20 protein-coding genes and 1 tRNA gene are annotated in these 26485 nt (G+C 73.5%); 6 read left to right on the top strand and 15 right to left on the bottom strand.

The features are described 5' to 3' along the window. Nucleotides 1-97: 97 nt before the first annotated feature. On the top strand, nt 98-364 hold the full coding sequence (gene crgA / locus RM844_RS12605) for a cell division protein CrgA (protein ID WP_311667178.1): 267 nt from the start codon (nt 98-100) through the stop codon (nt 362-364). Between the two features lie 228 nt (nt 365-592). Here the strand turns inward: crgA and RM844_RS12610 are convergent, their stop codons facing one another. Both RM844_RS12610 and RM844_RS12615 read right to left on the bottom strand, forming a co-directional pair. Beyond that, nucleotides 593-1471 (bottom strand): rhomboid family intramembrane serine protease, encoded by an 879-nt coding sequence (locus RM844_RS12610; protein WP_311667179.1) that lies wholly within the window; start codon nt 1469-1471, stop codon nt 593-595. A gap of 112 nt (nt 1472-1583) precedes the next feature. Then, on the bottom strand, nt 1584-2111 hold the full coding sequence (locus tag RM844_RS12615) for a peptidylprolyl isomerase (RefSeq protein WP_311667180.1): 528 nt from the start codon (nt 2109-2111) through the stop codon (nt 1584-1586). Between the two features lie 198 nt (nt 2112-2309). Here RM844_RS12615 and RM844_RS12620 point away from each other — a divergent pair, with 198 nt between their 5' ends. Next, complete coding sequence (locus RM844_RS12620) at nt 2310-2792, top strand: DUF5324 family protein (protein ID WP_311667181.1); 483 nt, start codon at nt 2310-2312, stop codon at nt 2790-2792. Between the two features lie 141 nt (nt 2793-2933). Here the strand turns inward: RM844_RS12620 and pknB are convergent, their stop codons facing one another. The 6 genes from pknB to RM844_RS12650 all read right to left on the bottom strand — a co-directional run bounded on the left by pknB (nt 2934) and on the right by RM844_RS12650 (nt 10969). Then, nucleotides 2934-4970, bottom strand: a complete 2037-nt coding sequence (pknB, locus tag RM844_RS12625) for a Stk1 family PASTA domain-containing Ser/Thr kinase (protein ID WP_311667182.1) — start codon at nt 4968-4970, stop codon at nt 2934-2936. Between the two features lie 252 nt (nt 4971-5222). Next, the gene (locus RM844_RS12630; protein WP_311667183.1) at nt 5223-6695 is read right to left on the bottom strand and encodes a penicillin-binding transpeptidase domain-containing protein; all 1473 of its coding nucleotides are present in this window, start codon (nt 6693-6695) and stop codon (nt 5223-5225) included. After that, nucleotides 6692-8095, bottom strand: coding sequence for an FtsW/RodA/SpoVE family cell cycle protein (locus tag RM844_RS12635; RefSeq protein WP_311667184.1), 1404 nt, complete (start codon nt 8093-8095; stop codon nt 6692-6694). Before RM844_RS12635 ends, RM844_RS12630 begins: the two co-directional genes overlap by 4 nt. 64 nt (nt 8096-8159) lie before the next feature. Continuing rightward, a complete protein-coding gene (locus RM844_RS12640) occupies nt 8160-9587 on the bottom strand; it encodes a PP2C family protein-serine/threonine phosphatase (RefSeq protein WP_311667185.1) in 1428 nt (475 codons plus the stop codon). 40 nt (nt 9588-9627) lie between these two features. Then, entirely contained in the window at nt 9628-10137 is a 510-nt protein-coding gene (locus tag RM844_RS12645; protein ID WP_311667186.1) for an FHA domain-containing protein FhaB/FipA, read from the bottom strand. 10 nt (nt 10138-10147) lie between these two features. Further along, a complete protein-coding gene (locus RM844_RS12650; protein ID WP_311667187.1) occupies nt 10148-10969 on the bottom strand; it encodes a DUF3662 and FHA domain-containing protein in 822 nt (273 codons plus the stop codon). Between the two features lie 319 nt (nt 10970-11288). Between RM844_RS12650 and RM844_RS12655 the strand changes: the two genes are divergently transcribed. Next, nucleotides 11289-11375: transfer RNA gene (locus RM844_RS12655), tRNA-Leu, on the top strand. A 126-nt stretch (nt 11376-11501) separates the two neighbouring features. Here RM844_RS12655 and RM844_RS12660 read toward each other — a convergent pair. Beyond that, nucleotides 11502-12455, bottom strand: a complete 954-nt coding sequence (locus RM844_RS12660) for a PfkB family carbohydrate kinase (RefSeq protein WP_311667188.1) — start codon at nt 12453-12455, stop codon at nt 11502-11504. Between the two features lie 374 nt (nt 12456-12829). Between RM844_RS12660 and RM844_RS12665 the strand changes: the two genes are divergently transcribed. Then, the gene (locus RM844_RS12665; RefSeq protein WP_311667189.1) at nt 12830-14014 is read left to right on the top strand and encodes a glycosyltransferase family 4 protein; all 1185 of its coding nucleotides are present in this window, start codon (nt 12830-12832) and stop codon (nt 14012-14014) included. Here RM844_RS12665 and RM844_RS12670 read toward each other — a convergent pair. The 6 genes from RM844_RS12670 to hisC form a co-directional block, all read right to left on the bottom strand. Then, the gene (locus RM844_RS12670) at nt 13986-14735 is read right to left on the bottom strand and encodes an SDR family NAD(P)-dependent oxidoreductase (RefSeq protein ID WP_311667190.1); all 750 of its coding nucleotides are present in this window, start codon (nt 14733-14735) and stop codon (nt 13986-13988) included. The genes RM844_RS12665 and RM844_RS12670 overlap by 29 nt on opposite strands. A gap of 29 nt (nt 14736-14764) precedes the next feature. Then, nucleotides 14765-16303: a GAF domain-containing sensor histidine kinase gene (locus RM844_RS12675; protein ID WP_311667191.1), complete on the bottom strand. Its 1539-nt coding sequence runs from the start codon at nt 16301-16303 to the stop codon at nt 14765-14767. A gap of 175 nt (nt 16304-16478) precedes the next feature. Next, entirely contained in the window at nt 16479-20006 is a 3528-nt protein-coding gene (cydD, locus tag RM844_RS12680; protein ID WP_311667192.1) for a thiol reductant ABC exporter subunit CydD, read from the bottom strand. After that, nucleotides 20003-21034, bottom strand: a complete 1032-nt coding sequence (gene cydB / locus RM844_RS12685) for a cytochrome d ubiquinol oxidase subunit II (protein WP_311667193.1) — start codon at nt 21032-21034, stop codon at nt 20003-20005. Before cydB ends, cydD begins: the two co-directional genes overlap by 4 nt. 57 nt (nt 21035-21091) lie before the next feature. Continuing rightward, nucleotides 21092-22633 (bottom strand): cytochrome ubiquinol oxidase subunit I, encoded by a 1542-nt coding sequence (locus tag RM844_RS12690; protein WP_311667194.1) that lies wholly within the window; start codon nt 22631-22633, stop codon nt 21092-21094. Nucleotides 22634-22767: 134 nt separating this feature from the next. Next, on the bottom strand, nt 22768-23886 hold the full coding sequence (gene hisC, locus RM844_RS12695) for a histidinol-phosphate transaminase (RefSeq protein WP_311667195.1): 1119 nt from the start codon (nt 23884-23886) through the stop codon (nt 22768-22770). A 295-nt stretch (nt 23887-24181) separates the two neighbouring features. Between hisC and RM844_RS12700 the strand changes: the two genes are divergently transcribed. Together RM844_RS12700 and RM844_RS12705 are read left to right on the top strand one after the other, a co-directional pair. After that, nucleotides 24182-25306 (top strand): LacI family DNA-binding transcriptional regulator, encoded by a 1125-nt coding sequence (locus RM844_RS12700; protein WP_311667196.1) that lies wholly within the window; start codon nt 24182-24184, stop codon nt 25304-25306. 151 nt (nt 25307-25457) lie between these two features. After that, complete coding sequence (locus tag RM844_RS12705) at nt 25458-26417, top strand: metallophosphoesterase (RefSeq protein ID WP_311667197.1); 960 nt, start codon at nt 25458-25460, stop codon at nt 26415-26417. Nucleotides 26418-26485: the final 68 nt, after the last annotated feature.

Here is a 26485-nt window from a genome sequence, read left to right on the forward strand (position 1 = left end):
CGCGGAAGCACTACGCTATCGGACGATCCCATAGCTACGCGCTCCGGAGCGCGGCCAGGTAGCGCCTCACGCGGCGCGATCGACAGGAGTTTCTCTCGTGCCGAAGTCTCGGGTCCGCAAGAAGAAGGACGACAGCCCCGCGCAGCCGGAGAAGCGCGCGACGACCAAGCTCGACATGCGCGCCGGCGGGCGCCGCTGGGTGGCCCCGCTGATGCTGGCGCTCTTCGGCATCGGGCTGGCGTGGATCGTCGTCTACTACGTCACCAGGGCGGATCTGCCGATCAGCGCCCTCGGCGACTGGAACATCGTGGTCGGCTTCGGCTTCATCGCGTTGGGATTCGTGGTCTCCACCCAGTGGAAATGACCGGCCCACCGCCGCCGTCAACAGTCTTCAACAGGGTTATCCACAGGTTGCTCGAACATCGCAAGATCTGTGGATAACCCTGTGTGTTGTCCGGTCGGCAGGAGCCGGGCCCGTGCCGTTCGCACCCCTGTTCTCCTGCGGAAACGCGGTTCATGAAGGGGACGGTCGCGAGTCGTCCACAGCTCGGGCAAACTCCGGGCCCGGCTGTGGATAAGTGCGACCGTAGGCTCAGCCGAGCAGCTGGCTGGTGCGGATCAGGCAGGCGACCAGGACGGCCGCCGCGACCAGCGCACAGACCCCGAGCTGGATCGGCAGCCGCCGCTCCCGGGGCGCCCACACCAGGCCGGCGGCGACCACCGCGCCGGCGATCAGCCCGCCTATGTGCGCCTGCCAGGCGATGCCGGACCAGGCGAAGGTGATCACCAGGTTGATCGCCAGCAGCAGCATGATCGGCCGCATGTCGTAGCGCAGCCGGCGGGCCAGCACCGCCGTGGCGCCGAAGAGGCCGAAGATCGCGCCCGAGGCGCCCAGCGAGAGCTGGGTCTGGTCGGCCAGCACGTAGGAGAGGGTGCTGCCGGCGAGCGCCGAGAGCAGGTAGAGGGCGACGAACCTGGCCCGGCCCAGCGCGCTCTCCAACGGCGGCCCCAGCAGCCACAGGCCGAGCATGTTGAAGCCGATGTGCCAGATCTCCTGGTGCAGGAAGGCCGACGTCAGCAGGCGGTACCACTCGCCGTCCGCCACCCCGATCCAGTTCGGCGCGAAGACCGAGCCGCCGTCCACCGCGTAGCCGACCAGGCCGAGATCGACCACCAGCTGGTCGCCCCTGGCCAGCACGGCCAGGAAGACCGCCACGTTCATCGCCAGCAGGACCTTGGTGACCAGGCCGGCGTTGGCCGAGATCCGGCCGCCGGCCAGGGTCCGCGGCCGGGCCGCCCGGGCGGCGCCCGCGGCGCCGCGCACGCAGCCCACGCACTGGTAGCCCACGGCGGCCGGCACCATGCAGGCGGGGCAGATCGGCCGCTCACAGCGGGTGCAGCGGACGCCGGTCTCGCGGTCCTGGTGCTGGTAGCACCGGGCGAGCCCCGGCTGCGGCTGCTGCTGGGTCATCGCGCTCCTTCCCCACGGGCGGTGCCCGGAGCCGGTATGACACCGGCCCCCTGATCCAACGGTCAGGGGGCCGGTCTCGTTCCCGATGGTGGGAGAGTGACGGGAGAGTCGGTCAGCGGCTCTCGATCGTCACCGACTCGATCACCACGTCCTGCACCGGACGGTCGGTGTTCCGGTCGGTCGCGGTGGTCGCGATGGCGTCCACCACCTTCTGGCCCTCGGGCGAGGTGACCTCACCGAAGATGGTGTGCTTCCCGGTCAGCCACGCCGTCGGGGACACCGTGATGAAGAACTGCGAGCCGTTGGTGCCCGGGCCCGCGTTGGCCATCGCCAGCAGGTAGGGGCGGTCGAAGGACAGGTCCGGGTGGAACTCGTCCTGGAACTTGTACCCGGGGCCGCCGGTGCCGTTGCCCAGCGGGTCCCCGCCCTGGATCATGAAGCCGCTGATCACCCGGTGGAAGACCGTGCCGTCGTACAGCTTGTCGGTGGACCGCTGCCCGGTGGCCGGGTGTACCCACTCGCGATTGCCCTCGGCGAGTTCGACAAAGTTCTTGACCGTCTTCGGCGCGTGGTTCGGGAAGAGCCGCACCTCGATGTCGCCTCGGTTGGTCTTCAGGGTGGCGTAGAGCTGCTCAGCCACGATCTACCTTCCGTCTACGTTCAATGACGGTCACCGATCCTGTCACGGACGACCGACACGCCATGCCCCCGGATGGCTCTTTCGCGTGCCGGACCGCCGCGCACCCGGCATGATTTGCGCACGAGTGGACAAGAGGAAAAGTCAGTGCGAAATCGTGAGCAACCGCCGGTAGGCGGAGGATCACCCAGGAGGAGAACAGTGAACCAGCAAGGGAAGGCGACGGTTCGACACGTGGGCGAGACGGTGCTCCCCTACGCGCTCTCCTGCAAGGAGAACGCCGCCCGGTGCGCCGGTCAGGCGAAGGCCTATCTCGGCCCCCGCGCCAGTCGTGCCGCTACCCAGGCCCGCCAGCGGTATGCAACCGAGGTGGTACCGCGGATCGAACAGGCCAGGCTGGCCGCCGGGCCGGCCACCGACGCGGCGGTGCGACGCTCCGCGGCCGCCATGGCCGCGCTGCGCGGCGACGTCACGCTCGACGAGATCCAGCGCACCGCGCGCCGCCGCGACCGCCGGGCCAGGGCCGGCCGGGCGGTCCGCCGGGCGGCGCTGCTCGGGCTGCTGGCCGGCGGCGCGGTGGCCGCCTGGAAGTGGTGGAGCGCGCAGAACGACCCCGACTGGCTCGTCGAGCCGTCCCCCGCCACCGAGATCCCCACCGAGCCGGAGGAGCAGGCCCTCGGCTGACCGGCTCCCCGTGGCGCCGGCCGCCGGGAGCGGCCCCGGGCCCCGCGCCCGGCCCCAGCACGGCGAAGCGGGCACGACCGAGGACGTTCGCCTCGGATCGCACCCGCTCGCTGTCCGGGTCGGCCGGACTACCGGGAGCCGTCAGAACTGCTCGCGGCTGCCGCCCAGGCCGAAGATCCCGATGTCACCTATGTCACCCTCCGGCCCGCCGTTGTCGTCGCCACCCGGGTCGCCCGGCCCGCCGGGCTGCCCACCCGGCTCGTTGGTGACCAGGGTGATCGGCGTGTTGGGGGCCACCGACTGACCGGCCACCGGCATGGTGACCACCACGACCGCGGTCGGCGAGTTGGGCCCGTCGACGGTCAGCTGGGTGAAGCCGGCGCCGTTCAGGGTCGCCGTGGCCTGCTCCAGCGTCTGGCCGCCGACGTTCGGCACCGGCACCTCGGCCGGCTCCTCCGGCTCCTCCGTCTGGGACGGCACCGCGACCGTCAGCACCACCAGGCCACCCGGCTCGTGCGGCGCGCTGGCCCCCGGGTCCTGGCTGATGACCTCGTTCTCCGGACGGGAGTCGTCCGGCTGGTTCTGCCGGGTCACCTGGAAACCGGCCGCCACCAGCGTCGAGCGCGCGGTGTCGAAGTCCTGGCCGACCACGTCGGGCACCGGGTCGGTCTCCGGGGCGGCCGCGACGGTCAGCGTGACCTCGCTCTCCGCCTCGACCTCCGAGCCGCCCTCCGGGTCCTGGGCGAGCACCGTGCCCGGCTCCGCGTCGGCGTCCTCCTGGCTCTGCTGGCGCACCGTCAGGCCCAGCCCGTCCAGCTCCGCCTCGGCGTCCTCGAAGCTGTCACCCACCACGTCCGGCACCTCGACGGCCGCCGGGCCGTCCGACGGGATCATGGTCACGGCGCCGCCGTCCGCCAGCTCCGTGCCGGGCTCGGGGTCGGTCGTGCAGACCGTGCCCGCCTCCTCCTCGCAGGGCTGGGGATCGCCGGTGGAGACCTGGAAGCCCAGGCCCTCCAACTGCTCCTGGGCCGCGTCCAGCTCCTTGCCGGCCACGTCGGGCACCCGCAGCTCGTCGGACGGCGGCTCGTTGTTGAACATCACCCGGCCGATCAGCACCGCGCCGACCAGCACCAGGATGCCCGCCAGCACCAGCAGGATGGTCGAGGTGTGCCGGCCACCCTGCCGGCGGTCCGGCCGGCCGTAGTCGTCGTCGTACCCGTCCCCGTCCCGGGCCGGGGGCAGCATGGTCGTCGCCGGGTCGGTCGGGCGCAGCATGGTGGTGGGGCGGTCGTCGTAGCCGTAGGCCGCGGCGCCCATCGCCGCCGTCGCGCCGACCGGGCGGCCGTCCAGCGCCGCCTCGATGTCGGCGCGCATCTCGTCCGCCGACTGGTAGCGGTAGTCCGGGTCCTTCACCAGCGCCTTCATCACGATGGCGTCGGTGTCCTGGCTGATCTCCGGGTCGAAGGCGCTCGGCGGCTGGGCCTCCTCCCGGACGTGCTGGTAGGCGACCGCGACCGGCGAGTCCCCGATGAACGGCGGCCGCACGGTGAGCAGCTCGTAGAGCAGGCAGCCGGTGGAGTAGAGGTCGGACCTGGCGTCCACCGTCTCGCCCTTGGCCTGCTCGGGCGAGAGGTACTGCGCGGTGCCGATGACGGCCGAGGTCTGCGTCATGGTCATCCCGGCGTCGCCCATGGCGCGGGCGATGCCGAAGTCCATCACCTTCACCTGGCCGTTGCGGGTGAGCATGATGTTGGCCGGCTTGATGTCCCGGTGGACGATGCCGTTGCGGTGCGAGTACTCCAGCGCCTGGAGGATGCCGATGCACATCTCCAGCGCCCGCTCCGGCAGCAGCTTCCGCCCGGAGTGCAGCAGCTCGCGGAGCGTGGACCCCTCGACGTACTCCATGACGATGTACGGGATGGAGATGCCGTCGACGTAGTCCTCGCCGGTGTCGTAGACCGCGACGATCGCCGGATGGTTCAGCGAGGCGGCCGACTGGGCCTCCCGGCGGAACCTGGCCTGGAACGTGGGGTCGCGAGCGAGGTCGGCACGGAGCGTCTTGACGGCCACGGTCCGGCCAAGACGGGTGTCATGGGCCAGATAGACCTCGGCCATCCCGCCCCGGCCCAGCACCTGGCCCAGCTCGTACCGCCCGCCGAGGCGACGCGGCTCATCCATGTATCCAGCCCTCTCCGTGTGATCCCGGGCCACACCCCCCTGTCCGCACGCGGGCTCGGGGAGCCAGACCCTGGCTTACGGTACCCGCCATGGGTGAACCCACCGGGTGGCGGTGGGCGGCCGATATCCAACCGGTATCGCCATCCACCACAACCGGTCACCGTCGGCCGGTCACCGGTATGACGTGCGTTCGGTGGTCCCCGGTTGCCCCCGGGGGCGGGCCGGCCCTCGCCGGCGGGCACGGCGCCACCGTCAGCCCTCGTCTTCCAGGACCGCGGCCATCACGTCCATGGCGATCGGGGCGGCGAAGCGGGTGCCGGAGATCAGGTCACGCTCGACATCGCCGTCGCCGACCTCGACCACCACGGCGACCGCCACCGGGGAGCCCTCGTCGGTCATCGCGTAGGAGATGAACCAGGCGTAGGGCGGCTCGGAGTTGTTCTCGCCGCGCTGCGCGGTGCCGGTCTTGCCGCCGATCCGCACGTCCCCGCTGATCGAGCCACGGTCCATGTCGTTGCCCTCGACGACCTCCTCCATGGCCTCCTGGAGCTCGCGCGCGGTGTCCCCGGAGACCGCCTCGCGCAGCTCCTCCGGGTCGTGCTGCTCGATGACGCTGAGGTTCGGCGCGACCAGCTGGTCCACCATGTACGGCTTCATCAGGGTGCCGTTGTTGGCGACCGCGCTGGCGACCATGGCCATCTGGAGCGGGGTGGCCCGGTTGGACGCCTGGCCGATGCCGGCCATCGCGTTCTGCGGGCGGTTGTCCTCCGGGTAGACGCTGGCGTTGGCCCGGACCGGGACGAAGTGCTCCTCGTTGAAGCCGAACCGGTCGGCCATCTCGATCATGCCCTCGTTGCCGACGTCGTTGCTCAGGCCAGCGAAGACGCTGTTGCAGGAGTACCGCATGGCGTCCCGGACGTTGGCGTCCTGGCAGACCCCCGGCACCTGGTTGTCCAGCGGGACGTCGTTGGTGTCCGGCAGCAGGTACGGGTCGTCGTACTGGGTGTCCTCGTCGATGTCGCCGACCAGGTCGTTCTCCAGGGCGGCGGCGGCCGTCACCACCTTGAAGGTGGAGCCGGGCGGGTACGTCTCCCGCAGCGCCCGGTTGAGCATCGGCTTGTCCTCGTCGTCCCCTTCGAGGGCGACCCAGGCCTCCTCGTCCTCCGCGCCGTAGCCGGCGAAGCTGGTCGGGTCGTAGGACGGGGTGGAGGCCAGCGCCAGGATCGCGCCGCTGCGCGGGTCCAGCGCGACCACGGCGCCCTTGCGGTCCCCGAGCCCCTCGAAGGCGGCGCGCTGGGCGTCGCCGTTGAGGGTGGTGATCACGTCGCCGCCGCGCTGGTCCCCGCCGGTCAGCATGTCGATCGTGTTGTTGAAGAACAGCCGGTCGTCGTCGCCGGTGAGGATCGAGTCGTTGACCCCCTCCAGCATGCTGGTGCCGAACGCCTGCGAGGCGTACCCCGTCACCGGCGCCCACATCTCGCCGTCCGTCCAGGTGCGCTGGAAGCGGTAGTCCGGGTCGTCCGTCTCGACGGAGCCGGTGATCGGCTCGCCGTCCACGATGATGTCGCCGCGCGGGTTGCTGTACCGCTCGATGGAGACCCGGCGGTTGTCCTCGTGGCTCTGCAACTCGTCGGCCTGCACGAACTGCACGTAGTTGACCCGGATCAGCAACGCCAGGATCAGCACCCCACAGAACACGGCCACCCGGCGCATCGGCTTGTTCATGGACGAACCACCTGAGTCTGCTCGGAGTCGAGGGAGGGGGCGGGGGCCGGGGCCGGCCTTCGGGCAGTGTCGCTGATCCGCAGTAGGAGCGCGATAAGCGCCCAGTTGGCGATGACCGAGGAACCACCCTGGGCCAGGAACGGCATGGTCATCCCGGTCAGCGGGATCAGCCCGGTCACACCGCCGGCCACCACGAAGACCTGGATCGCGAAGACCCCGGCCAGGCCGACCGCGAGCAGCTTGCCGAACGGGTCACGGGCCGCCAGCGCGGTCCGCATGCCCCGCTCGATCAGCAGCGCGTAGAGCATCAGGATCGCCATCAGGCCGGCCAGGCCCATCTCCTCGCCCACGGTGGCCAGGATGTAGTCGCTCTTGGCCGCGATGCCGCCGATCAGCCGCGAGTAGCCCTGCCCGAGACCGGAGCCGAAGAGCCCGCCGGAGCCGAACGAGAACATCGCCTGCGCGGTCTCGGTGACCCCGTCGTTGGCCGCCCGGTCCAGCGGGTGCAGCCAGTTGTGGATGCGCTCGCCGACGTGCGCGTTGGTGCTGGCCACGAAGACCGCGCCGCTGGCCGACAGCAGCAGACCGAAGATGATCCAGCTGGTCCGCTCGGTGGCCACGTACAGCATCACCACGAAGATGCCGAAGAAGAGCAGCGAGGTGCCCAGGTCGGTCTCGAAGATCAGGATCATCAGGCTGATCGCCCAGATCACCAGGATCGGCCCCAGGTCCCGGCCGCGCGGGAGGTAGATCCCCATCACCCGGCGGCTGGCCAGGGCCAGCGCGTCCCGCTTCACCATCAGGTAGCCGGCGAAGAACACCGCGATGATGATCTTGGCGAACTCGCCCGGCTGGATGCTGCCGACGCCCGGGATCTGCACCCAGATCCGGGCGCCGTTGATCTCCGTGCCGACCAGGATCGGCGAGGCCAGCAGGATCAGCGCGACCACCATGGAGATGTAGGTGTACCGCTGGAGCAGCCGGTGGTCCTTCAACAGCAGCAGCACCGCGATGAAGAGCGCGACGCCCAGCGTCGACCACATCAGCTGGCCCGGCGCCAGCGCGCCGCCCAGCCGGTCCGTGGTGATCGTGGGCTCCTGGTCGAGCCGCCAGATCAGCACCAGACCGAGCCCGTTGAGCAGGGTCGCGATCGGCAGCATCAGCGGGTCCGCGTACGGCGCCCAGCGGCGCACCGCGAGGTGCGCCACGCCGGCCAGCAGGCCGAGCCCGAGACCGTAGCCGAGCATGCCGGCCGGCAGGCTGCCCTCCCGGGCCAGGCCCACGTTGGCGTAGGCGAAGACCGGGATCACCACCGCGAACACCAGCATCAGCAGCTCGGTGTTCCGGCGACTCGGGAGCCCGCCGGGGGAGACGGTGGTGGTGTTGTTACTGCTGCTCATGCGATCAGGTCTCTCGGTCCGCTATGTCCCGCGCAGGGTCCCGCGCCACGCGCCGCACCGCCGGCTATGTGCCACACCGCTTGGCCAGCTCCCGCTGCTCGGCGGTCAACTCCGGAGTCGGCGTGCCACCGCCCGGCTCCGGCTCCTTGCCGTTCTCGTCCGTCTCGCCGGCCTGCTCCTGCTCCTGCTCGGCGCCTTCGGCCAGCAGCTGGCACACCTCGGCCTGCGCGCCCAGGTCGGCCAGCTGTGTCCTGGCGTCCGCCAGGCTGTCCGCCGAGATGTCGTTCTCCACCTGGCTGCGCTGGTAGTCCGGCAGGAACTCCAGCCGGATCTCCGGGTGGTCCTCCTTGACGCTGCTCAGGTCCAGCGGGCCGAGGCTCTGGCTCAGCCCCTGGTAGAGCGCCAGGTGGTCGTCGTTCACCCCGACGAAGTACTGGGTCTGCGTCCAGCGGTAGCCGGCGTAGAGGCCGCCGCCGAGCACCGCGACCGCGAGCCCCACCAGCAGCCAGGCGCGCAGCGGCCGCCGGCGGCGGGCCTGGGTGACGTACTCGTCGTCCGGGTAGAGCGCGCCGAAGACGCCCGTCGCCGGGCCGGCCTGGCCGGGCGCCCCGCCCGCCGGCGCGGCCGCCGGGGGGCGGGCCAGCTCGGCCGCCCGGGCGGCCGGCGTGCGCGGGGTGCCGGTGGAACGCTGGGCCTGCGTCTCGGCGACCGCGCCCACGATCTGCGGGGCGTCCGAGAGCTGCATCGCCAGCGTGTCGCTCTCCTGGCTGTCCATGTCGAGGACGTCGGCGATGATGCAGGTGATGTTGTCCGGCCCGCCGCCGCGGAGCGCCAGCTCGATCAGCTCGCGCACCGTGTCCTGCGGCACGGCCTGGGCGATCATCGTGTCCCGCATCGTCTCCAGGCTGACCACGCCGGAGAGCCCGTCGGAGCAGACCAGGTAGCGGTCGCCGGCGCGCACCTCGCGGATGGAGAGGTCGGCCTCGATCCGGTCGGCGCTGCCCAGGGCGCGCATCAGCAGCGAGCGCTGCGGGTGGGTGGTGGCCTCCTCCTCGGTGATCCGGCCCTCGTCCACCAGCCGCTGCACCCAGGTGTGGTCCTGGGTGATCTGGGTCAGCTCGCCGTCCCGCAGCAGGTAGGCGCGGGAGTCGCCGACGTGCACCACGCCCATCCGCTGGCCGGTCCAGAGCAGGGCGGTGAGCGTGGTGCCCATGCCGTCCAGCCTGGGGTCCTCGGCCACCATGCCGCGCAGCTGCTCGTTGGCCCGCTGCACCGAGGCGTCGAGCGAGGTCAGCAGGTCGGAACCCGGGATGTCGTCGTCCAACGGGACCAGGGTGGAGATGACCTCGGAGCTGGCCACCTCGCCCGCCGCCTGGCCGCCCATGCCGTCGGCGATGGCCAGCAGCCGGGGCCCGGCGTAGCCGGAGTCCTCGTTGTGCCCCCGGATCATCCCGACATGGGAGCCGGCCGCGAATCTCAGTGACAAGCTCATGCGCGCCTCTCCCACCCTCCGGTCGTCATTGTGGTCCGACCTACTTCCGAAGCTCGATGACCGTCTTGCCGATCCGGATCGGCGCGCCGGGCGGAATGGGGACCGGGGTGGTCAGGCGCCCCCGGTCGAGATAGGTGCCGTTGGTCGAGCCGAGGTCCTCGACGATCCACTGGCCGTTCTGGTCCGGATAGATCCGGGCGTGCCGCCCGGAGGCGTAGTCGTCGTCGAGCACGATGGTCGAGTCGTGTGCCCGGCCGAGCGTAATCGTCTGCCCCTGGAGCGCGACAGTGGTTCCGGTGAGGGAACCTTCCGTGATGACCAGCTTGGTGGGGGCGCCGCGGCGCTGCCGCCCCCTGGCCTGGGGCTTGGGCTGCGGCTGCGGCCGCTGCGGTCGCTGGCCGCCCGCCTGCTCCGGGCGGCGGACCGCCGCGCGCTGGGTGACCCGGGTGCCGAACAGATCGCTGCGGATCACCTGCACCGCGACGATGACGAACAGCCACAGGACGGCCAGGAAGCCCAACCTCATGACCGTCAGGGTCAGCTCTGACATTGGCCCCCGCTTACCCTTCGGCTTGCCGGTAGATGACTGTGGTGCTGCCCACGACGATCCGTGAGCCGTCGCGGAGCGTAGCGCGTTTGGTGTGCTGTCCGTCCACCACGATGCCGTTGGTGGAGCCGAGGTCCCGCACGCTGGGCGGGTTCGACGCCTGGATCTCGCAGTGTCGGCGGGAGACTCCGGGGTCGTCGATCCGCACGTCGGCCTCGGTGCTGCGGCCGATCACCAGGGAGGCGCCGGAGATCTGGTGCCGGGTGCCGTTGATCTCGACCCAGCGGCGGACGCGGCTCGGCGCCGGCTGCCCGAAGGGGGCCGCCGGCGGGCGCGGGGGCGCCCCGGGCGGGGCGGCCGGCGGGCGGGGCGGGTAGCCGGGGGAGCCGGTGAACGGGGGCTGCTGGGGCGGCGCGCCGGGCGGCGGACCGGCCGCCGGCCCCGCGGGGCCGGCGGAGGTCGACGAGGCCAGGGTGCGGCTGCGTACCCGGTAGAGCCCGGTGTCCAGGGACTCGACCTGCTCCAGGTGCACCCGGATCTCGCCCATGAACGTGTACCGCTGCTGCTTCGCGTACTCCCGGACCATGCCGGCCAGCTCGTCGCCGAGCTGGCCCGCGTACGGGCTGAGGCGCTGGTAGTCGCCGCTGCTCAGCTCGACGATGAAGTCGTTGGGGACGACGGTGCGCTCGCGGTTCCAGATGGTGGCGTTGTTGTCGCACTCGCGCTGGAGCGCGCCGGCGATCTCGACCGGCTGCACCTCGGACTTGAAGACCTTGGCGAAGGTGCCGTTGACGAGGCCTTCCAGCCGCTGCTCGAAGCGCTTCAGTACTCCCATGTGCACCTCCTTCTCCGTTGTCCCGGCGCGCGGCTGAAGTGGTAGGGCTTACTGATCGTATCCACGCGCGAGACGCCCAGGTGGTTCCCACCTGGACACCGGCTCTCCCCGGATCGTAGGGGGGAGCTTGCAACAGTGTCGCGCATGTGCGGAGGGAATGCGGAGGGACCGGGTGGGAGCGCGGGTCAGGCGCGGGGGCGCGTAGGGCGAGGGGGTGGCGAAAGGGCGGGTGAGGGCACCCGTCCGGCCGTGCTAGCCTTTTGTTGTCGGCAGCGCTCCGGCCCCCCAGGGGGAAAGGGCGAGGCCACGCAAGGTGCTCGCGCGGGTGGCGGAATAGGCAGACGCGCTGGATTCAGGTTCCAGTGCCCGAAAGGGCGTGGGGGTTCAACTCCCCCCTCGCGCACCAGAGAAGTACGCGGACGGGCGGTTTCGCTGAGGCGAAGCCGCCCGTTTCGTGTGCTGCTCCGGCGGGCCCGACCGGCGCGGTCGGCGGGGGCTGTGAGGAACGTCTCAGCGCCCCCGGGGGCCCGGGTCAGGGCCCGGTGGGCACCGCCAACTCGGCGGCGCGGGCCAGGAGTTCCGGCCGGCCGATGGCGCCGGTCCGGTTGGCCGGGACGGTGCAGGCGTGACCGCCGGCGACGGCTCCGTACCGGCCGCACACCCGCGCCGGTTCGCCGGTCAGCCAACCGAAGAGGAACGCGGACACGAAGGCGTCGCCGGCGCCGTTGGAGTCCACCACCGGCTCCGGGGGCGCGACGGCCGGCACCCGGCTGAGCTGACCGTCCACCAGCAGCCAGGCGCCCGCCTCGCCGGCCATCGCGACCACCACCTCGGCCCGGCCGTCGGCGGCGATCCGGCGCATCGTCCGCTCCGGGTCGGTAAGCGCGGCGGTGGAGAGGAAGACCAGGTCGGCGGCGAGGGCGAAGGTCTCGTGGTACGGGTTCGCGCCGTCCCAGTCGTGCAGGTCGGTGGAGACGGTCAGGCCGGCGGCGCGGAGCGCGGGCAGGGCGAGCGCGCAGGGCTGGGTGATCGAGACGTGCGCGTGCCGGCTGCGGGCCGCGAGGTCGGCGAGGGCCGCCGCCGGCAGCCGCTCGGTGTCCGGCGCGCGGCTGCCGTCGTAGAGCGAGAGCCGCCGTCCGTCGGGGGCGACCAGGTTCACCGCGCGCTTGGTGCCGTTCGCCAGTGGCGCCTCGGTCAGCGGGATGCCGTGCTCGGCGTGGAAGGCGCGGACCAGGTCGCCGGCCTGGTCGTCGCCGAGCAGGTCGAGGTGGTGCGTGCGCAGCCCCAGGGTGTGCGTGCCGAGCGCCACCAGGTCGCCGGTCTGGCCGGCCCGGCTCTCGATCGCCGGCACCAGGTGGCTGTCGGCGGGCGGCAGCGGCAGCTGGGGCACGTAGACGATGGTGTCCACGCCGGCCCCGCCGAGGACCAGCACGTCGATCCCGTCCGGCGTGGGTGCCGCTCCGCTGGTTGCCCGCTCCGAGGTCACGGTCGACCATCTCCATCCGGTGGTGGGCGGGGTGGGTGTCGGCCCGCTCCGCTGCTGGTGAGGCGGGTGCAGTCAAGCACGCCGCGGGCGCGTCATGGAAGACTTTGCAGGATTATTCAGCAAGCTTGCAGTGTGTTTGCGGCGCCTTCGGGGTGCGGTGGGGAGGGGGCTTTCGCCCGATCGAGGGAGCTTTCTTTCCGCTCATCGCAGAATGGCCTTTTCTGTTTGTTTTCTGCGCGTTCTCGTGATTTCGACGGGGCTTTCTGTCAGGGTTCTCACCGCCTGACGGCTACGGAGCGTGGAGGTTCTGTGATGGCTGGTGAACGGCGCCGAGCATCCGTCCGGTCGGCCGGGGCGACGGGGGAGACCGGGACGTGCTGACCGTCGCGCACCTGGTACAGCCGGTGGACGGCGGGGTCGCCCGGGCGGTCGCCGACCTGGTGGGCGCCCAGCACGCGGCCGGGCTGCGCCCCGTGGTGCTCTGCCCGTCCGGCGGCTGGTTGGCGCGGGAGGCGGCCGGGGCCGGCGCCCGGGTGGCGCTCTGGCTGGCCGAGCGCGGCCCCACCGGCAACCTGCCCTGGGAGGTGCTCTGCGCCGCCCGAGCGCTCCGCCGGATCGCCCCCGACGTGGTCCATCTGCACGGCGACAAGGCCGGGTTGGCCGGCCGGCTGGCGCTGCGGGGACGACTGCCCACGGTCTTCCAGCCGCACCTCTGGTCCTTCCAGACGGCCCGCGGGCCGGCCGGTCAGCTGGCCGGCCGCTGGGAGCGCCGGGCCGCCGCCTGGACGGACCGGGTGCTGTGTGCCAGCGACGCCCAGCGGCTGGCCGGCCGCCGGGCCGGCGTCGCCGCGCCGATGACCCTGCTGCGCCCCGGGGTCGACCCGGACCGGCTGCCGGCCGGCGACCAGGTCACCCGGCGCCAGTCACGGGCCGCGCTGGCCGCCGTGCACGGCCTGCCCCAACGCGCGCCGCTGGTGGTCTGCGTGGGCCGGCTGACCCGGCGACACGGACAGGACGTGCTGCTGCGCGCCTGGCCAGGGGTGCTCGCCCGGGTGCCGGGGGCCCGGCTCGCGCTGGTCGGGGACGGCCCCGAGCGGGCGGCGCTGCGCCGGGCCGCCGGGCCCGGGGTGCTCATCGCCGGGCACAGCGCGGACACCGCGCCCTGGTTCGCCGCCGCCGACGTGGTCGTCGGGCCGGCCCGGTGGGGCGGGGTCGGGCTGGCACCGCTGGAGGCGCTGGCGGTGGGCCGGCCGGTGGTGGTGTCCGACGTGGGCGGCGCCGGCGAGAGCCTGCCGCCCGGGCAGGCCGAGCACGCCCTGGTGCCCCCGGACGACCCGGCCGCGCTGGCCGGCGCCCTCGCGGCGTTGCTGCTCGACCCGGCGCTGCGCGGCGAGTTGGGCCGGCGGGCCGGGGAGCACATGCGCGGCCCCGGCGCCCTGCGGCACACGGTCGCCGACTGCGCCCGGGTCTACCGCGAGGTGCTGGCCCGGCCGGGCCAGCCCGCGCGCCGTGAGGTGCCGGGGCCGCGGCTCACCGGCCGCGTTCGGCCCCGCCGTTGACCTGGATCACCTGCGCCGTCAGGTGGCCGGCGGCGTGTGAGGCCAGCCAGTGCAGCGTCTCGGCGACATCTCCCGGGGTGCCGGCGCGGCCGTTCAGGGTCTCCTCGACCCTGGCCTGCCGGCGCTCCGGTGTCATCGAGGTGCCGAAGAACTCGGTGTCGTCGATCAGCCCCGGGGCCACCACGTTCACCGTCACCCCGCGCGGGCCGAGGGTCGCGGCCAGCTCGAAGGCGTAGGGGTGCAGGGCTGCCTTGCTGGCCGCGTAGGACCCGGAGCCGGAGCCGCGGAACGCGGCGATCGAGCTGACGAAGAGCACCCGGCCGCCCGGGGCGGCCAGCCGGTCCCGCAGCGCCTCGGTGAGCAGCACGGCGGTCAGCGTGTTCAGCCGGAAGTTCACCGTCCAGTCGTGGGCGATCCCCGCCAGCGGGTCGGTGCTGTCGGCCGCCGGCTCCAGGCCGCCGTTGCCGCCCGCGCAGTTCACCAGCACGTCCACCGCGCCGAACCGGTCCGCGACGAACTCGGCCACCCGCGCCGCGCCCCGCGGCTCCGTCAGGTCGGCCGGGCAGGCGACCGCGCCGGCCACCGCGGCGGCGGCCCGGTCGAGCACCTCCGGCCGGCGGCCGACCAACACCGGGACGTCGCCGTCCCTGGCGAAGGCCAGGGCCGTCGCGAAGCCGATGCCGGTACCACCACCGCTGATCACCACCGTGCGCGCTGTCATGATCGAGACCGTATCCCGCGCGCTCCGGGTCAGCGGGGGACCTGCCAGGTCAGCGTGGTGCCGGCGCCACCGATCCCGGGCCCGACGCCGGCCGAGCCGCCCAGCGACTCGGCCCGCCTGGCCAGGTTGCGCAGCCCGCTGCGGCGCTCGCTCCCCGACCTCATGCCCACCCCGTCGTCCGCCACGGTCAGTCGCACCGCGTCCGCGCCGTCCGGCTGGTGCGCCCGGGCGTCCACCGTCACCTCGACCCGGGACGCCTCGGCGTGCCGGGCCGCGTTGGAGAGCCCCTCGCGGAGCGCGGCCAGCAGGTTGCGGGCCTCCCCCTCGCCGACCACCGTGTCCACCGGCCCCACGAACGAGACCGCCGGCCGGAAGCCGAGCAGCTGGCCGGCCGCGCCGATCTCCCGCAGCACCCGGGTGCGCAGCGTGGTGGGGGCGTCCTCCGGGTGCTGTTGCAGGGCGAAGATCGCGGTGCGGATCTCCTGGACGGTGGCGTCCAGCTCGGCGGTCGCCTGGTCGATGCGCTCCCCGACGTCCTCGGACGAGGTGACCCGGCGGGCCCCGGTCATGATCAGGCCGACCGCGAAGAGCCGCTGGATCACCAGGTCGTGCAGGTCACGGGCGATCCGGTCACGGTCCTCCAGCACCGCGAGCAGCTCCCGGTCCCGCCGGGCCCTGATCAGCAGCAGTGCCAGCGCCGCCTGCTGGGCGAACTGGGTGGCGTTGACCCGTTCCGGCACCGAGTAGGGCGGCGCCTGCGGCGCCCGGGCCAGGGCGAGCACCCCGAGCGTGGCCTCGTCGCTGGTCAGCGGCAGCAGCATGCTCGGCCCGTAGCGCCGGCCCAGATCCAGTGGGGGCGCCGGGTCGGCGGTCGGCCGGTCCCGGAAGACCGGCTCCCCGGCCAGCACCCGCCGGATGGCCGGCGAGTCGGCCGGGACCGTGCTGCCCAGCAGACCGCCCGGGTCGTCGGCGCAGACCGCCACCACGGTCAGCTCGCCGTCCTCCCCGGGTTCGAGCACCGCGCCCAGCGACGCCGCGGCCAGCCGCCGCGCCTGCTCGGCGACCACGGCGAGCGCGTTGTCCTCCGGCTCGGCGGAGAGCAGTGAAGTGGACAGCTCCAGGCTGCCGTCCAGCCAGCGGGCCTGCTGCCGGACCGCCTCGTGCAGCCGGGCGTTGCCGATCGCCAGCCCCGCCTCGGTGGCCAGCACCCGGACCAGCGCCTCGTCGGTCCCGCTGAAGGACGCGCCCGGCGGGCCGGTCAGCCAGAGGGCCCCCGACCTGGCGCCGTGCACCAGCACCGGGGCCCACAGCGGCGCCTCCGGGGTGGGCCGTGGACCGCGGCCGTCCAGCAGGGCGTGCAGCAGCGGCTCGGGGTCGTGTACCGGGGCCCGGCCGTGGCTGAGCAGCCGGTCGATCCGCTCCCCGTCGTCGCTGAGCACCGCAAGCGCGGCGTGCTCGGCACCGGTCAGCTCCGCGGCGGCCCGGACGACCCGGGCCGGCACGGCGTCGGGCTCGCTGTCGCCGCTGAGGGCGGCCAGCGCCCGCAGCGGCTCTGCCACCTGCCGCATACCAGCAGCGTAAGGAGTCCCTCAGGGGAGCGAAAGTCGGAGATGCCGGGTGCCGTGCCTGCCCTCGGTGCTCCGCGGATGCCGCCGACCGCGGCCGGCTGGTTCACGCGCGCCGTGTGCGCGTCGGGGGCGAGAGCGTCGGAGGTGTCGGGTGTCGCCTCCCGCCAACCGGTACTCAGCGGATGCCGCCCACCGGCACCGGCCGGTCCGCCCGCGCCGTGTGCGCGTCGGCCGCGGCCTCCCGGGCCAGCAGGTCCCGGTAGGGGCCGGCCATGGCGGCCAGCTCGGCGGGGGCGCCGCGCTGCACCACCCGGCCGCCGGCCAGCACCAGCACCTCGTCCACCGCCTCAAGTCCCGCCAACCGGTGGGTGATCAGCACGGCGGCCCGGCCCTCGGTGGCGGCCAGCAGGTCCCGGGTGAGGGCGTCGGCGGTCGCCAGGTCCAGATGCTCGGCCGGCTCGTCCAGCACCAGCACGGGGAAGTCCGCCAGCAGCGCCCTGGCCAGGGCCAGGCGCTGCCGCTGCCCGCCGGAGAGCCGGGTGCCGCCCTCGCCCACCGGGGTGTCGAGACCCTGCGGCAGCTCCTCGACCCAGGCCAGCAGCCGCGCCCTGGTCAGCGCCGCGCGCAGCTCGGGCTCCTCGGCCGTGGGGCGGGCCAGCAACAGGTTCGCCCGCAGGGTGCTGTCGAAGACATGGGCGTCCTGGGCGCACAGCCCCACCCAGCGGCGCACCGTCTCGCCGGGCAGCGCGCCGGCCGCGACGCCGCCGAGCGTGTAGCCGCCCCCGCTCGGGTCGAGGAACCGCAGCAGGCAGTGGGCCAGCGTGGTCTTCCCGGCACCGGACGGGCCGACCACCGCGATCCGCCGCCCGGCGGTCAGCTCCAGGTCGATCCCGCGCACCGCCGGCTCGGCCCGCCCCGGGTGGTGGGCCGTCAGCCCGCGCAGCCGCAGCGGGAACGGGCCGGCCGGCGCCGCCGCCGGCCGCGCCGGCTCGCGCACCGGGGCCGGCGCCGCCAGCACCTCGCGCACCCGTTCGGCGGCCCGCCGGGAGCGCTGCCGGTACCGCACCGCCAGCGGCAGTCCGGCCACCGCCTCGAAGGCGGCCAACGGCACCAGCACCACCGTGGCCAGCCAGACGCCGGCCAGCTCGCCGCCGGCCACCGCCGGCACCCCGAGCCGACCGGCCACCGCGACCGTCACCCCGGTGATCAGGACGGTGAGCCCGCCGGTCAGCGCGGTGACCGCGGCCGACCGACGGGCCAACCGGGTCAGCTCGGCGTCGGCGCCGGCCAGCGCCGCCCGCCGGGCCGGCAGCGCCCCGGCCACCAGCAGCTCGTCGGTCCCGGTGAGCAACGCCACCACCCGTTCGGCGAGTTCGCCACGGGCCGGGGCCAGCCTGGCCTCGGCCCGCCGGGCCTGCACCCCGGCCAGCGCCGGCACCGCCACCCCGGCCAGCAGCAGTCCGACGGCCAGCGCGACGCCGGCCGCCGGCAGCAGCCAGCCGGTGAAGACCACGGTGGTGACCCCGACCGTGCCGGCCACGGCGACCGGCAGCAGCCAGCGCAGGAAGTAGTCCTGGAGCGCGTCCACGTCGGCCACCATCCGGGAGAGCAGATCGCCCCGGCCGGCGCGGCCCAGGCCGGCCGGCGCCAGCCGTTCCAGCCGCTGGTAGACCGCCACCCGCAGGGTGGCCAGCAGCCGCAGCACGGTGTCGTGGCTGAGCAGCCGCTCCGCGTAGCGGAAGACCGCGCGGCCCAGGCCGAAGGCCCGGGTGGCGGTGACCGCCACCAACAGGTAGAGCACCGGCGGCTGTTCCCAGGCCCGCGAGATCAGCCAGCCGGAGGTGGCCATCAGCCCCACGGCGCTGCCCAGCGCCAGCGCGCCCAGCGCGGTGGCCAGCGCCAGCCGGGGCCGGCGTCCGCCGGCCAGCCGGCGCACCCAGCCGAGCGCCGAGCCGGCCAGCTCCGGCGAGCCGGCCGCGGCCGGCGGCGGGCCGGCGGGCGGCTCGGGTTCGGCGGCCGAGCCGCCCGCCGGGGCGTCGGCGTCCGGGGACCCGGGCGCGAGGGCCGCCCCCGGGCGCCCCGCCGTCGGGCGATGTTTCACGTGAATCATGCGGTCGGCCAGCGCCAGCAGCGCCGGCCGATGGCTGACCAGCAGCACCGTCCGGCCGGCCGCGTGCCGGCCGATGGCCGCCACCACGGCGGCCTCCGTGGCGCCGTCCAGGCCCGCCGTCGGCTCGTCGAGCAGCAGGATTGGCCGGTCGGCGAGGAACGCCCTGGCCAGCGCGACCCGTTGGCGCTGCCCCGCCGAGAGGCCGGCGCCGCCGTGGCCCAGCCGCAGCCCCGGGGCCAGCTCCTCGGCCGCCGCCTCGGCGAGCGCCGCCCGCACCTCGGCGTCCGACGCCTCCGGCCGGGCCAGCCGCACGTTCTCGGCGACCGTGCCGGCGAAGAGCAGCGGCCGCTGCGGCACCCAGGCGACCTGGCCGTGCCAGGCGTCCCGGTCCAGCTCCGCCACCTCGACGCCGCCCACCAGCACCCGCCCGCCGGTCGTTCCGACCAGCCCCAACAGGGCCCGCAGCACCGTGGACTTGCCGGCTCCCGACGGGCCGGTCAGCGCCACCGTCTCGCCGGCGGCCACCCGGAGGCTGGTCGCCGGCAACGCGTCCGCCGAGCGGCCCGGATAGCGCACCACCGCCTGGTCCAGCCGCAGTTCGGGCCGCGCCGGCACGGGGGCGGCGCCGGGCCGGTCCGCCTCCGTCTCCAGCACCGCGAAGACCTCCTCGGCCGCCGCCAGCCCCTCCTGCGCCGCGTGGAACTGGGTGCCCAGCTGCCGCAGCGGCAGATAGACCTCGGGCGCCAGGACCAGTACCACCAGCGCGGTCTCCAGGTCCAGATCGCCGTGCACCAGCCGCATCCCGATGCTGACCGCGACCAGCGCCACCGACAGGGTGGAGAGCAGCTCCAGGGCGAAGGAGGAGAGGAAGGCGACCCGCAGCGTCCGCAGGGTGCCCCGCCGGTAGGAGTCGGTGATGGCCCGGATGTTCTCCGCCTGGGCCTGGGCCCGGCCGAAGACCTTGAGGGTGCCGAGCCCGGCCACCACGTCCAGGAAGTGCCCCGAGAGGTGGGCGAGCTGCCGCCAACGGCGATCCATCTGGGCCTGGGTGGCCCAGCCGATCAGCGCCATGAAGACCGGGATCAGCGGCAGCGTGACCACCATGATCCCGGTGGCCACCCAGTCCTCGGTGACCAGCCAGCCCAGCACCGCGACCGGCGCCACCACCGCCAGCCCCAGCTGCGGGAGGTAGCGCCCGAAGTAGTCGTCCAGCGCGTCGATCCCCCGGGTGGCCAGCGTGGTCAGCTCCCCGGTCGACCGCCCGGCCCGCCCCACCGGCGCCAGCAGCGCCGCCCGGTCCAGCAGCAGCCGCCGCAGCCGGGAGGTGACCGAGGCCCCGGCGCGGTGCGCCAGCCACTCGGTCGCGTAGGCCACCAGGCCGCGCCCCAGCGCGGTGGCCACCAGCAGCCACAACGCGCCGCCCAGCGCGTCCAGCCCCTGGTCCTCGGTCACCGCCCCGGCGATCACCCGGGCGAGCAGCAACGCCTGGGCGATCAGCAGCCCGGTCCCGAGCAACCCCAGCGCCACCGAGGCCGCCAACAGCCAGCGGGTGGCCGAGGCGTGGCGCAGCAGCCGGGGATCGACGGGCCTCATGCGGCCGCTCCCGCGTCACCCGCGCCATGGGCGGCCGGGGCCAGGTGCTGGGTGCCTATCCGCTTCCGGAAGACCCAGTACGTCCAGCTCTGGTAGAGCAGCACCAGCGGGGTGGCCAGCGCCGCGCACCAGGTCATGATCCGCAGGGTGTAGGGCGAGGAGGCGCTCTCGGCCACGGTCAGCGACCAGGCCGGGTCGAGCGAGGACGGCAGCAGCTGTGGGAAGAGCGTCAGGAACCACATCGCGACGACGGCGACCACCAGCACCCCGGAGCACAGGAAGGCCCACCCCTCCCGGCCCCGCGCGTTGGCCAGCAGGGTGCCCAGCAGGGCCAGCCCGGCGACCACCAGCGCCGGCACCCCCCGCGCGGTGTCCGCCTCGGCCAGCGTCCAGCCGAGGAAGCCGGCCGCCAGCAGACCGGTCGCCAGCCCCAGCCGGCCGGCCCAGCGGCGGGCCCTGACCCGGATGTCCCCCACCGTCTTCAGCGCGGCGAACAGCGCCCCGTGCAGCGTGAAGAGCGCCAGGCTCACCGCGCCGCCCAACAGCGCGTACGGGGAGAGCAGGTCGAGCGGCCCGCCGACGACCTCCCCGGTGGCGTCGATCGGCACTCCGCGCACGATGTTGGCGAAGGCCACGCCCCAGAGCACCGAGACCACCAGCGAGGAGACGAAGATGGCGTGTTCCCAGTTGCGCTGCCAGCGCTCGCCCGGCCGCTTGGCGCGGTACTCGAAGGCCACCCCGCGCACGATCAGGCAGACCAGGATCGCCAGCAGCGGCAGGTAGAAGCCGGAGAAGAGGGTGGCGTACCAGTCGGGGAAGGCGGCGAAGGTGGCGCCGCCGGCGGTCAGCAGCCAGACCTCGTTGCCGTCCCAGACCGGGCCGATGGTGTTGATCAGCACGCGGCGCTCGGCCCGGTCCCTGGCCAGGGTCCCGGTCAGCACGCCGATGCCGAAGTCGAACCCCTCCAGGAAGAAGTAGCCGACCCACAGCACGGCGATGACGACGAACCAGAGGGTGTGGAGTTCCATCCCGGACGCTCCCTTTCGCGTTCCTTGGGTGTGGGGTGGTGTGGGGCCCGGCGGGCGTCAGTAGGAGAAGGCCATCGGCCGGTCCTCGGCGTCCGCCTTGGTCTCGGCGCCGGTGCCCGGCAGGGACGGCGGTCCACCGATCCGGGTCGGCGGGTGCAGGTCGGCCTCGGTCAGCTCCGGCGGTCCGGCCTTGACGTAGCGGACCATCAGCCGCACCTCGATCACCGCGAGGATTCCGTAGAGCAGGGACAGCACCACCAGTGAGGTGATCACCTCGCCCTGGGAGACCCCGGGGGAGACCGCGTCGGCCGTCTTCATCACCCCGTAGACCACCCAGGGCTGGCGGCCGGTCTCGGTGAAGATCCAGCCCCAGGCGTTGGCCACCAGCGGGAAGAGCATGGTGAGCGTGGCGGTCCGCCAGAACCAGCGGCTGAGGGTGCCGGACAGCGGCAGCCGCCGGGTGAGCGCCAGCCGGGGCACCTCGTCCTCGCCGGTGCGCAGCGAGGCGTCCAGCAGGAAGCGGCGGCGGGTCAGCCACAGGCCCAGCGCGCCGAGCGCGGCCGAGGCCATGCCGAAGCCGATCATCCAGCGGAAGCTCCAGTAGGCCAGCGGGATGTTGGGCCGGTAGTCGCCCGGCCCGTACTGCTCCTGCATCGCCTCGTTGGTGTCGTTGATGCCCGGCACCGGGTCGCTGAAGTTGTCGTGCGCCAGGAAGGAGAGCAGGCCGGGCAGTTCGACGCTGACCACGTTGTGGCCCGCGTCCACGTCGCCGACCGCGAAGAGGGAGAACGGCGCCGGCGCCTCGGTGTCCCAGAGCGCCTCGGCGGCGGCCATCTTCATCGGCTGCTGCTCGTACATGATCTTGCCGAGCCGGTCGCCGCTGACGGCGGTGAGCAGCCCGGCGACCACCATGGTGACCAGGCCGAGGCGGAGCGAGGCGCGCATCACCGGGATGTGCCGGCGGCGCAGCAGGTGGTAGGCGGATATCCCGACCAGGAAGGCGCCGCCGACCAGGAACGCGGCCGTGATGGTGTGCGCGAACTGGGCGACCGCGGTGTTCTGGGTGAGCACCCGGACGATGTCGGTCAGCTCGGCCCGGCCGGTCTCCTCGTTGATCCGGTAGCCGACCGGGTGCTGCATCCAGGAGTTGGCGGCCAGGATGAAGTACGCGGAGAGCACGGTGCCGACCGCGACCGTCCAGATGGTGGCGAGGTGCAGCTTGGGCGGCAGCTTGTCCCAGCCGAAGATCCACAGGCCGATGAAGGTGGACTCGAAGAAGAAGGCGATCAGCGCCTCGAAGGCCAGCGGAGCGCCGAAGACGTCGCCGACGAAGCGCGAGTAGTCCGACCAGTTCATGCCGAACTGGAACTCCTGCACGATGCCGGTGACCACACCCATGGCGATGTTGATCAGGAAGAGCTTCCCCCAGAACTTGGTGGCTCTGAGGTACTTCTCCTTGCCGGTACGCACCCAGGCGGTCTGCAGTCCGGCGGTGAGGCTGGCCAGGGAGATCGTCAGCGGCACGAAGAGGAAGTGGTAGACGGTCGTGATGCCGAACTGCCACCGTGCCAGGGTCTCCGGCGCGAGCGCGAGGTCCATGGGTCCACTCCTCCGCTTGTGAACGTATTCACATTCACAAGCCATTATGCGCCGCTCGCCCCGGGCCCCCGCACCCGGGGTGCGCTTTCTGTGAAGGAGTGGTGTTGTCGCAGGTCAGCGCAGGTGCGCCGGGCTCAGCGCGCGGCCAGGAACTCCCCGGCGACGCGCAGCACCAGATCGTTGGCCTCCGGCTCGGCGACCGTGATCCGCACGCCCTCCCCCGGGAACGGCCGCACGGTCACCCCCGCCGCCTCGCAGCGCGCGGCGAACTCCACCGTCGCCTCCCCCAGCCGCAGCCAGACGAAGTTCGCCTGCGACTCGGGCACCGTCCAGCCCTGGTCGCGCAGCCCGGCGGTGACCCGGGTCCGCTCCTCGACCAGCGCGGCCACCCGGACCGCCAGCGCCTCCGTCGAGCGCAGCGAGGCGACGGCCGCGTCCTGGGCGATCTGGCTGACCCCGAACGGCACCTGCGTCTTGCGCAGCGCCGCGGCCACCGGCGCGTGCGCCACCGCGTAGCCGACCCGCAGGCCGGCCAGCCCGTACGCCTTGGAGAAAGTGCGCAACACACAGACGTTGGGCCGGTCCCGGTACAGCTCCACGCCGTCCGGCACCTCGGGGTCCCGGATGAACTCCCGGTACGCCTCGTCCAGCACCACCAGCACGTCCGAAGGCACCCTGGCCAGGAAGTCCAGCAGCTCGTCGCGGCGCAGCGCGGTGCCCGTCGGGTTGTTGGGGTTGCACAACAGGATCAGCCGGGTCCGATCGGTGACCGCCGCCGCCATCGCCGTCAGGTCGTGCTCCTCGCCCCCGGTCAGCGGCACCTGGACCGAGCGGGCGCCGGAGACGCCGACCACGATCGGGTACGCCTCGAAGGAGCGCCAGGCGTAGAGCACCTCGTCGCCCGGGCCGGCCGTGGCCTGCACCAACTGCTGGGCCACGCCCACCGATCCGGTGCCCACCGCCAGATGGTCGGCCGGCACCGCGAGCTGCTCGGCCAGCTCGGCGATCAGCGCGGCGCTGGTCATGTCGGGGTAGCGGTTGAGCGACCCGGCGGCGGCGACCGCGGTCTCCAGCACACCGGGGAGCGGGGGGTAGGGGTTCTCGTTCGACGACAGCTTGAAGGTGCGGCCCGTCGCGGCCCTGGCCCGGCCCGGGACGTAGGCGGGCAGTCCGTCGAGCGCGGCGCGCAGCCTGGGCAGCCCGCCGGCGGGCTCGGGGGCGGAGCCCTGGGATGAGGAAGGAAGCGCGGTCATCCGCTCACCCTAAGGGTGACCTTCCTTCCCTCCACCGGCAGAGCGCGAAGGTATTCGGCGCGCGCTCCCCACGGGCGCCCGAAGCGCCACTCGATCGAGTGAGCTACCCGGTGTTGAAAAGTGGTTGCGCCAGGCCAGGACCCGGCCCGGGCCCCGCCGCACGGAGGGGTGCTGACCTGGCACTTCCGTTCGCCCGGCGGCGCTCGGCGCCCGTTGACCCAGCAGCCGAGCCGGCCCAGCGGCCGCCTTCAGGGCCCCGGGGACGAGCGCCCGCCGGGCCTACCATCAGGTCGCCATGACAGCAGCGAAACATCCGGTGCCACGGCCCAAGGGCCGCCGTGGCAACGGCCGGGCCGGCATTCGTGAGGTGGCGGCCGCGGCCGGCGTCTCGATCACGACTGTCTCCGACGCGCTCAACGGCAAGGGCCGGCTGCCGGACACCACCCGTCGCCATGTGCGCGCCATCGCCGACCGGCTGGGCTACCGCCCGTCGGCCGCCGCCCGCACCCTGCGCACCGGCAAGTCGGGGCTGATCGGGCTCACGGTCACCACCTACGGCGAAGAACCGTTCACCTTCACCGAGTTCGCCTACTTCGCCGAGATGGCCAGAGCCGCTACCTCGGCGGCGCTCGCCCGCGGCTACGCGCTGGTGATCCTGCCCGCCGCCTCCCAGCACCGGGACTTCGACGTCTGGTCGAACGTGGCGCTGGACGGCACCGTCGTCATCGACCCCTCGGACCACGACCCGGTGGTGATCGAGCTGGCCCGGCAGGGCATCCCGGTGGTCTCCGACGGCCAGCCGGGCGGGGACCTGCCCGTCACCGCCTGGGTGGACAACGACCACCAGGCCGCCGTCGCCGGCCTGCTCGACCACCTGGCCGCCGCCGGCGCCCGGCGGATCGGCCTGCTCACCGGGACCAGCACCGACACCTACACCCGGCTGTCCACCACCGCCTACCTCAACTGGTGCGAGCGCACCGGTCAGGAGCCGGTCTACGAGGCCTACCCGGCGCACGACCCCTGCGCCGGGGCGATGGCCGCCGACCGGCTGCTGGCCCGCCCCGACCGGCCGGACGCGGTCTACGGCCTCTTCGACCCGAACGGCACCGACCTGCTGGCCGCCGCCCGCCGCTACGGCCTGCGGGTCCCCGACGACCTGCTGCTGGTGTGCTGCAGCGAGTCCAACGTCTACGCCGCGACCGAGCCGCCGGTCACCACCCTCTCCCTGCAACCGGGCCGGATCGGAACGGCCGTCATCCAGCTGCTCATCGACGCGATCGAGAGCGGCGAGGGCCACCCGCGGCAGCACCGGCTGATGCCCACCGAGCTGCTGGTGCGCGCCTCGTCACAGCCCGGGACGCGCCGCACCGAACGGGCCACTGTGGCAGCCCCCCGCAAGCCCCCTGCCGTCGAACGGTAGTTTCGGGTAAACATTTAGCGGCCTGGCAACGGTCTCCCCCAGGTGTGTCACACCAGACCACCGGGATTCCTATGATGGGCGAACGGCATGGGGACCCGGACCGATCGACCGGGTCCCGCAGGTGAGGCGGCGCGCAGTGGTGGAGGGGTCGATGACTCAGGGGGCCGACCAGGGACCAGCGGCGGAGCGGGGCGCGCCTCCGGGCAAGGCCGCGGCGACTCCGGATCTCTATACGCCGACCCTGCCGGACATCCCGGTGATGGAGGGCGGCGTCGGGCCGCTCTACGTGGTCGGTGACGTGCACGGTTACCTGGACGAGCTGAAGGCCGCCCTCCGCGAGGCCGGTCTCACCAACGCCGAGGACCAGTGGGCCGCGGCCAACGCCCGGCTGTGGTTCCTCGGCGACTTCACCGACCGCGGGCCGGACGGGGTCGGGGTGCTGGACCTGGTGATGCGGCTCTCCGCCGAGGCCGCGGCCGCCGGCGGCTACTGCAAGGCCCTGCTCGGCAACCACGAGCTGCTGCTGCTCGGCGCCAGTCGGTTCGCCGACACCCCGGTCGACTCGGCCGCCGGCACCGCCTCCTTCCAGGCGGCCTGGATGCTCAACGGCGGCCAGCGCACCGACATGGAGCGGCTGCGCGACCACCACATCCAGTGGATGTCCCGGCTGGACTCCATGGCGGTGGCCGACGGCCACCTGCTGGTGCACTCCGACACCAGCGCCTACCTGGACTACGGCAGCACGATCGACGACGTCAACGACGCGATCTGGCAGGCCCTCCAGCGCAACGACGTGGGCGAGACCTGGGAGCTGTTCCGCAAGTTCACCAAGCGGTTCGCGTTCCGCGACGAGGACGGCCCGGGCAACGTGCGCGAGCTGCTCGACACCTTCGGCGGCAAGCGCATCGTGCACGGCCACAGCCCCATCCCCTACCTGACCGGCGAGACCGGCGGGGCGGACGCCGACGCGGACGACGGGGACGGGGAGGCGGAGCCCAGGATCGAGGGGCCGCACGTCTACGCCGACTCGCTGGCCGTCGCCATGGACGGCGGGGTGACCATGGGGGGCCGGCTGCTGGTGGCCCGGCTGCCGCTGCCCGACCGGTCCTGAGGCGCGCCCGGGCGGCCCGCCGTGCCGCCCGGTGGATGTGGGGCCAGTGGGGCGGACCCGTGCGAACT

This window comes from Streptomyces chisholmiae, assembly GCF_031845445.1.
Classification (GTDB): domain Bacteria; phylum Actinomycetota; class Actinomycetes; order Streptomycetales; family Streptomycetaceae; genus Streptomyces; species Streptomyces chisholmiae.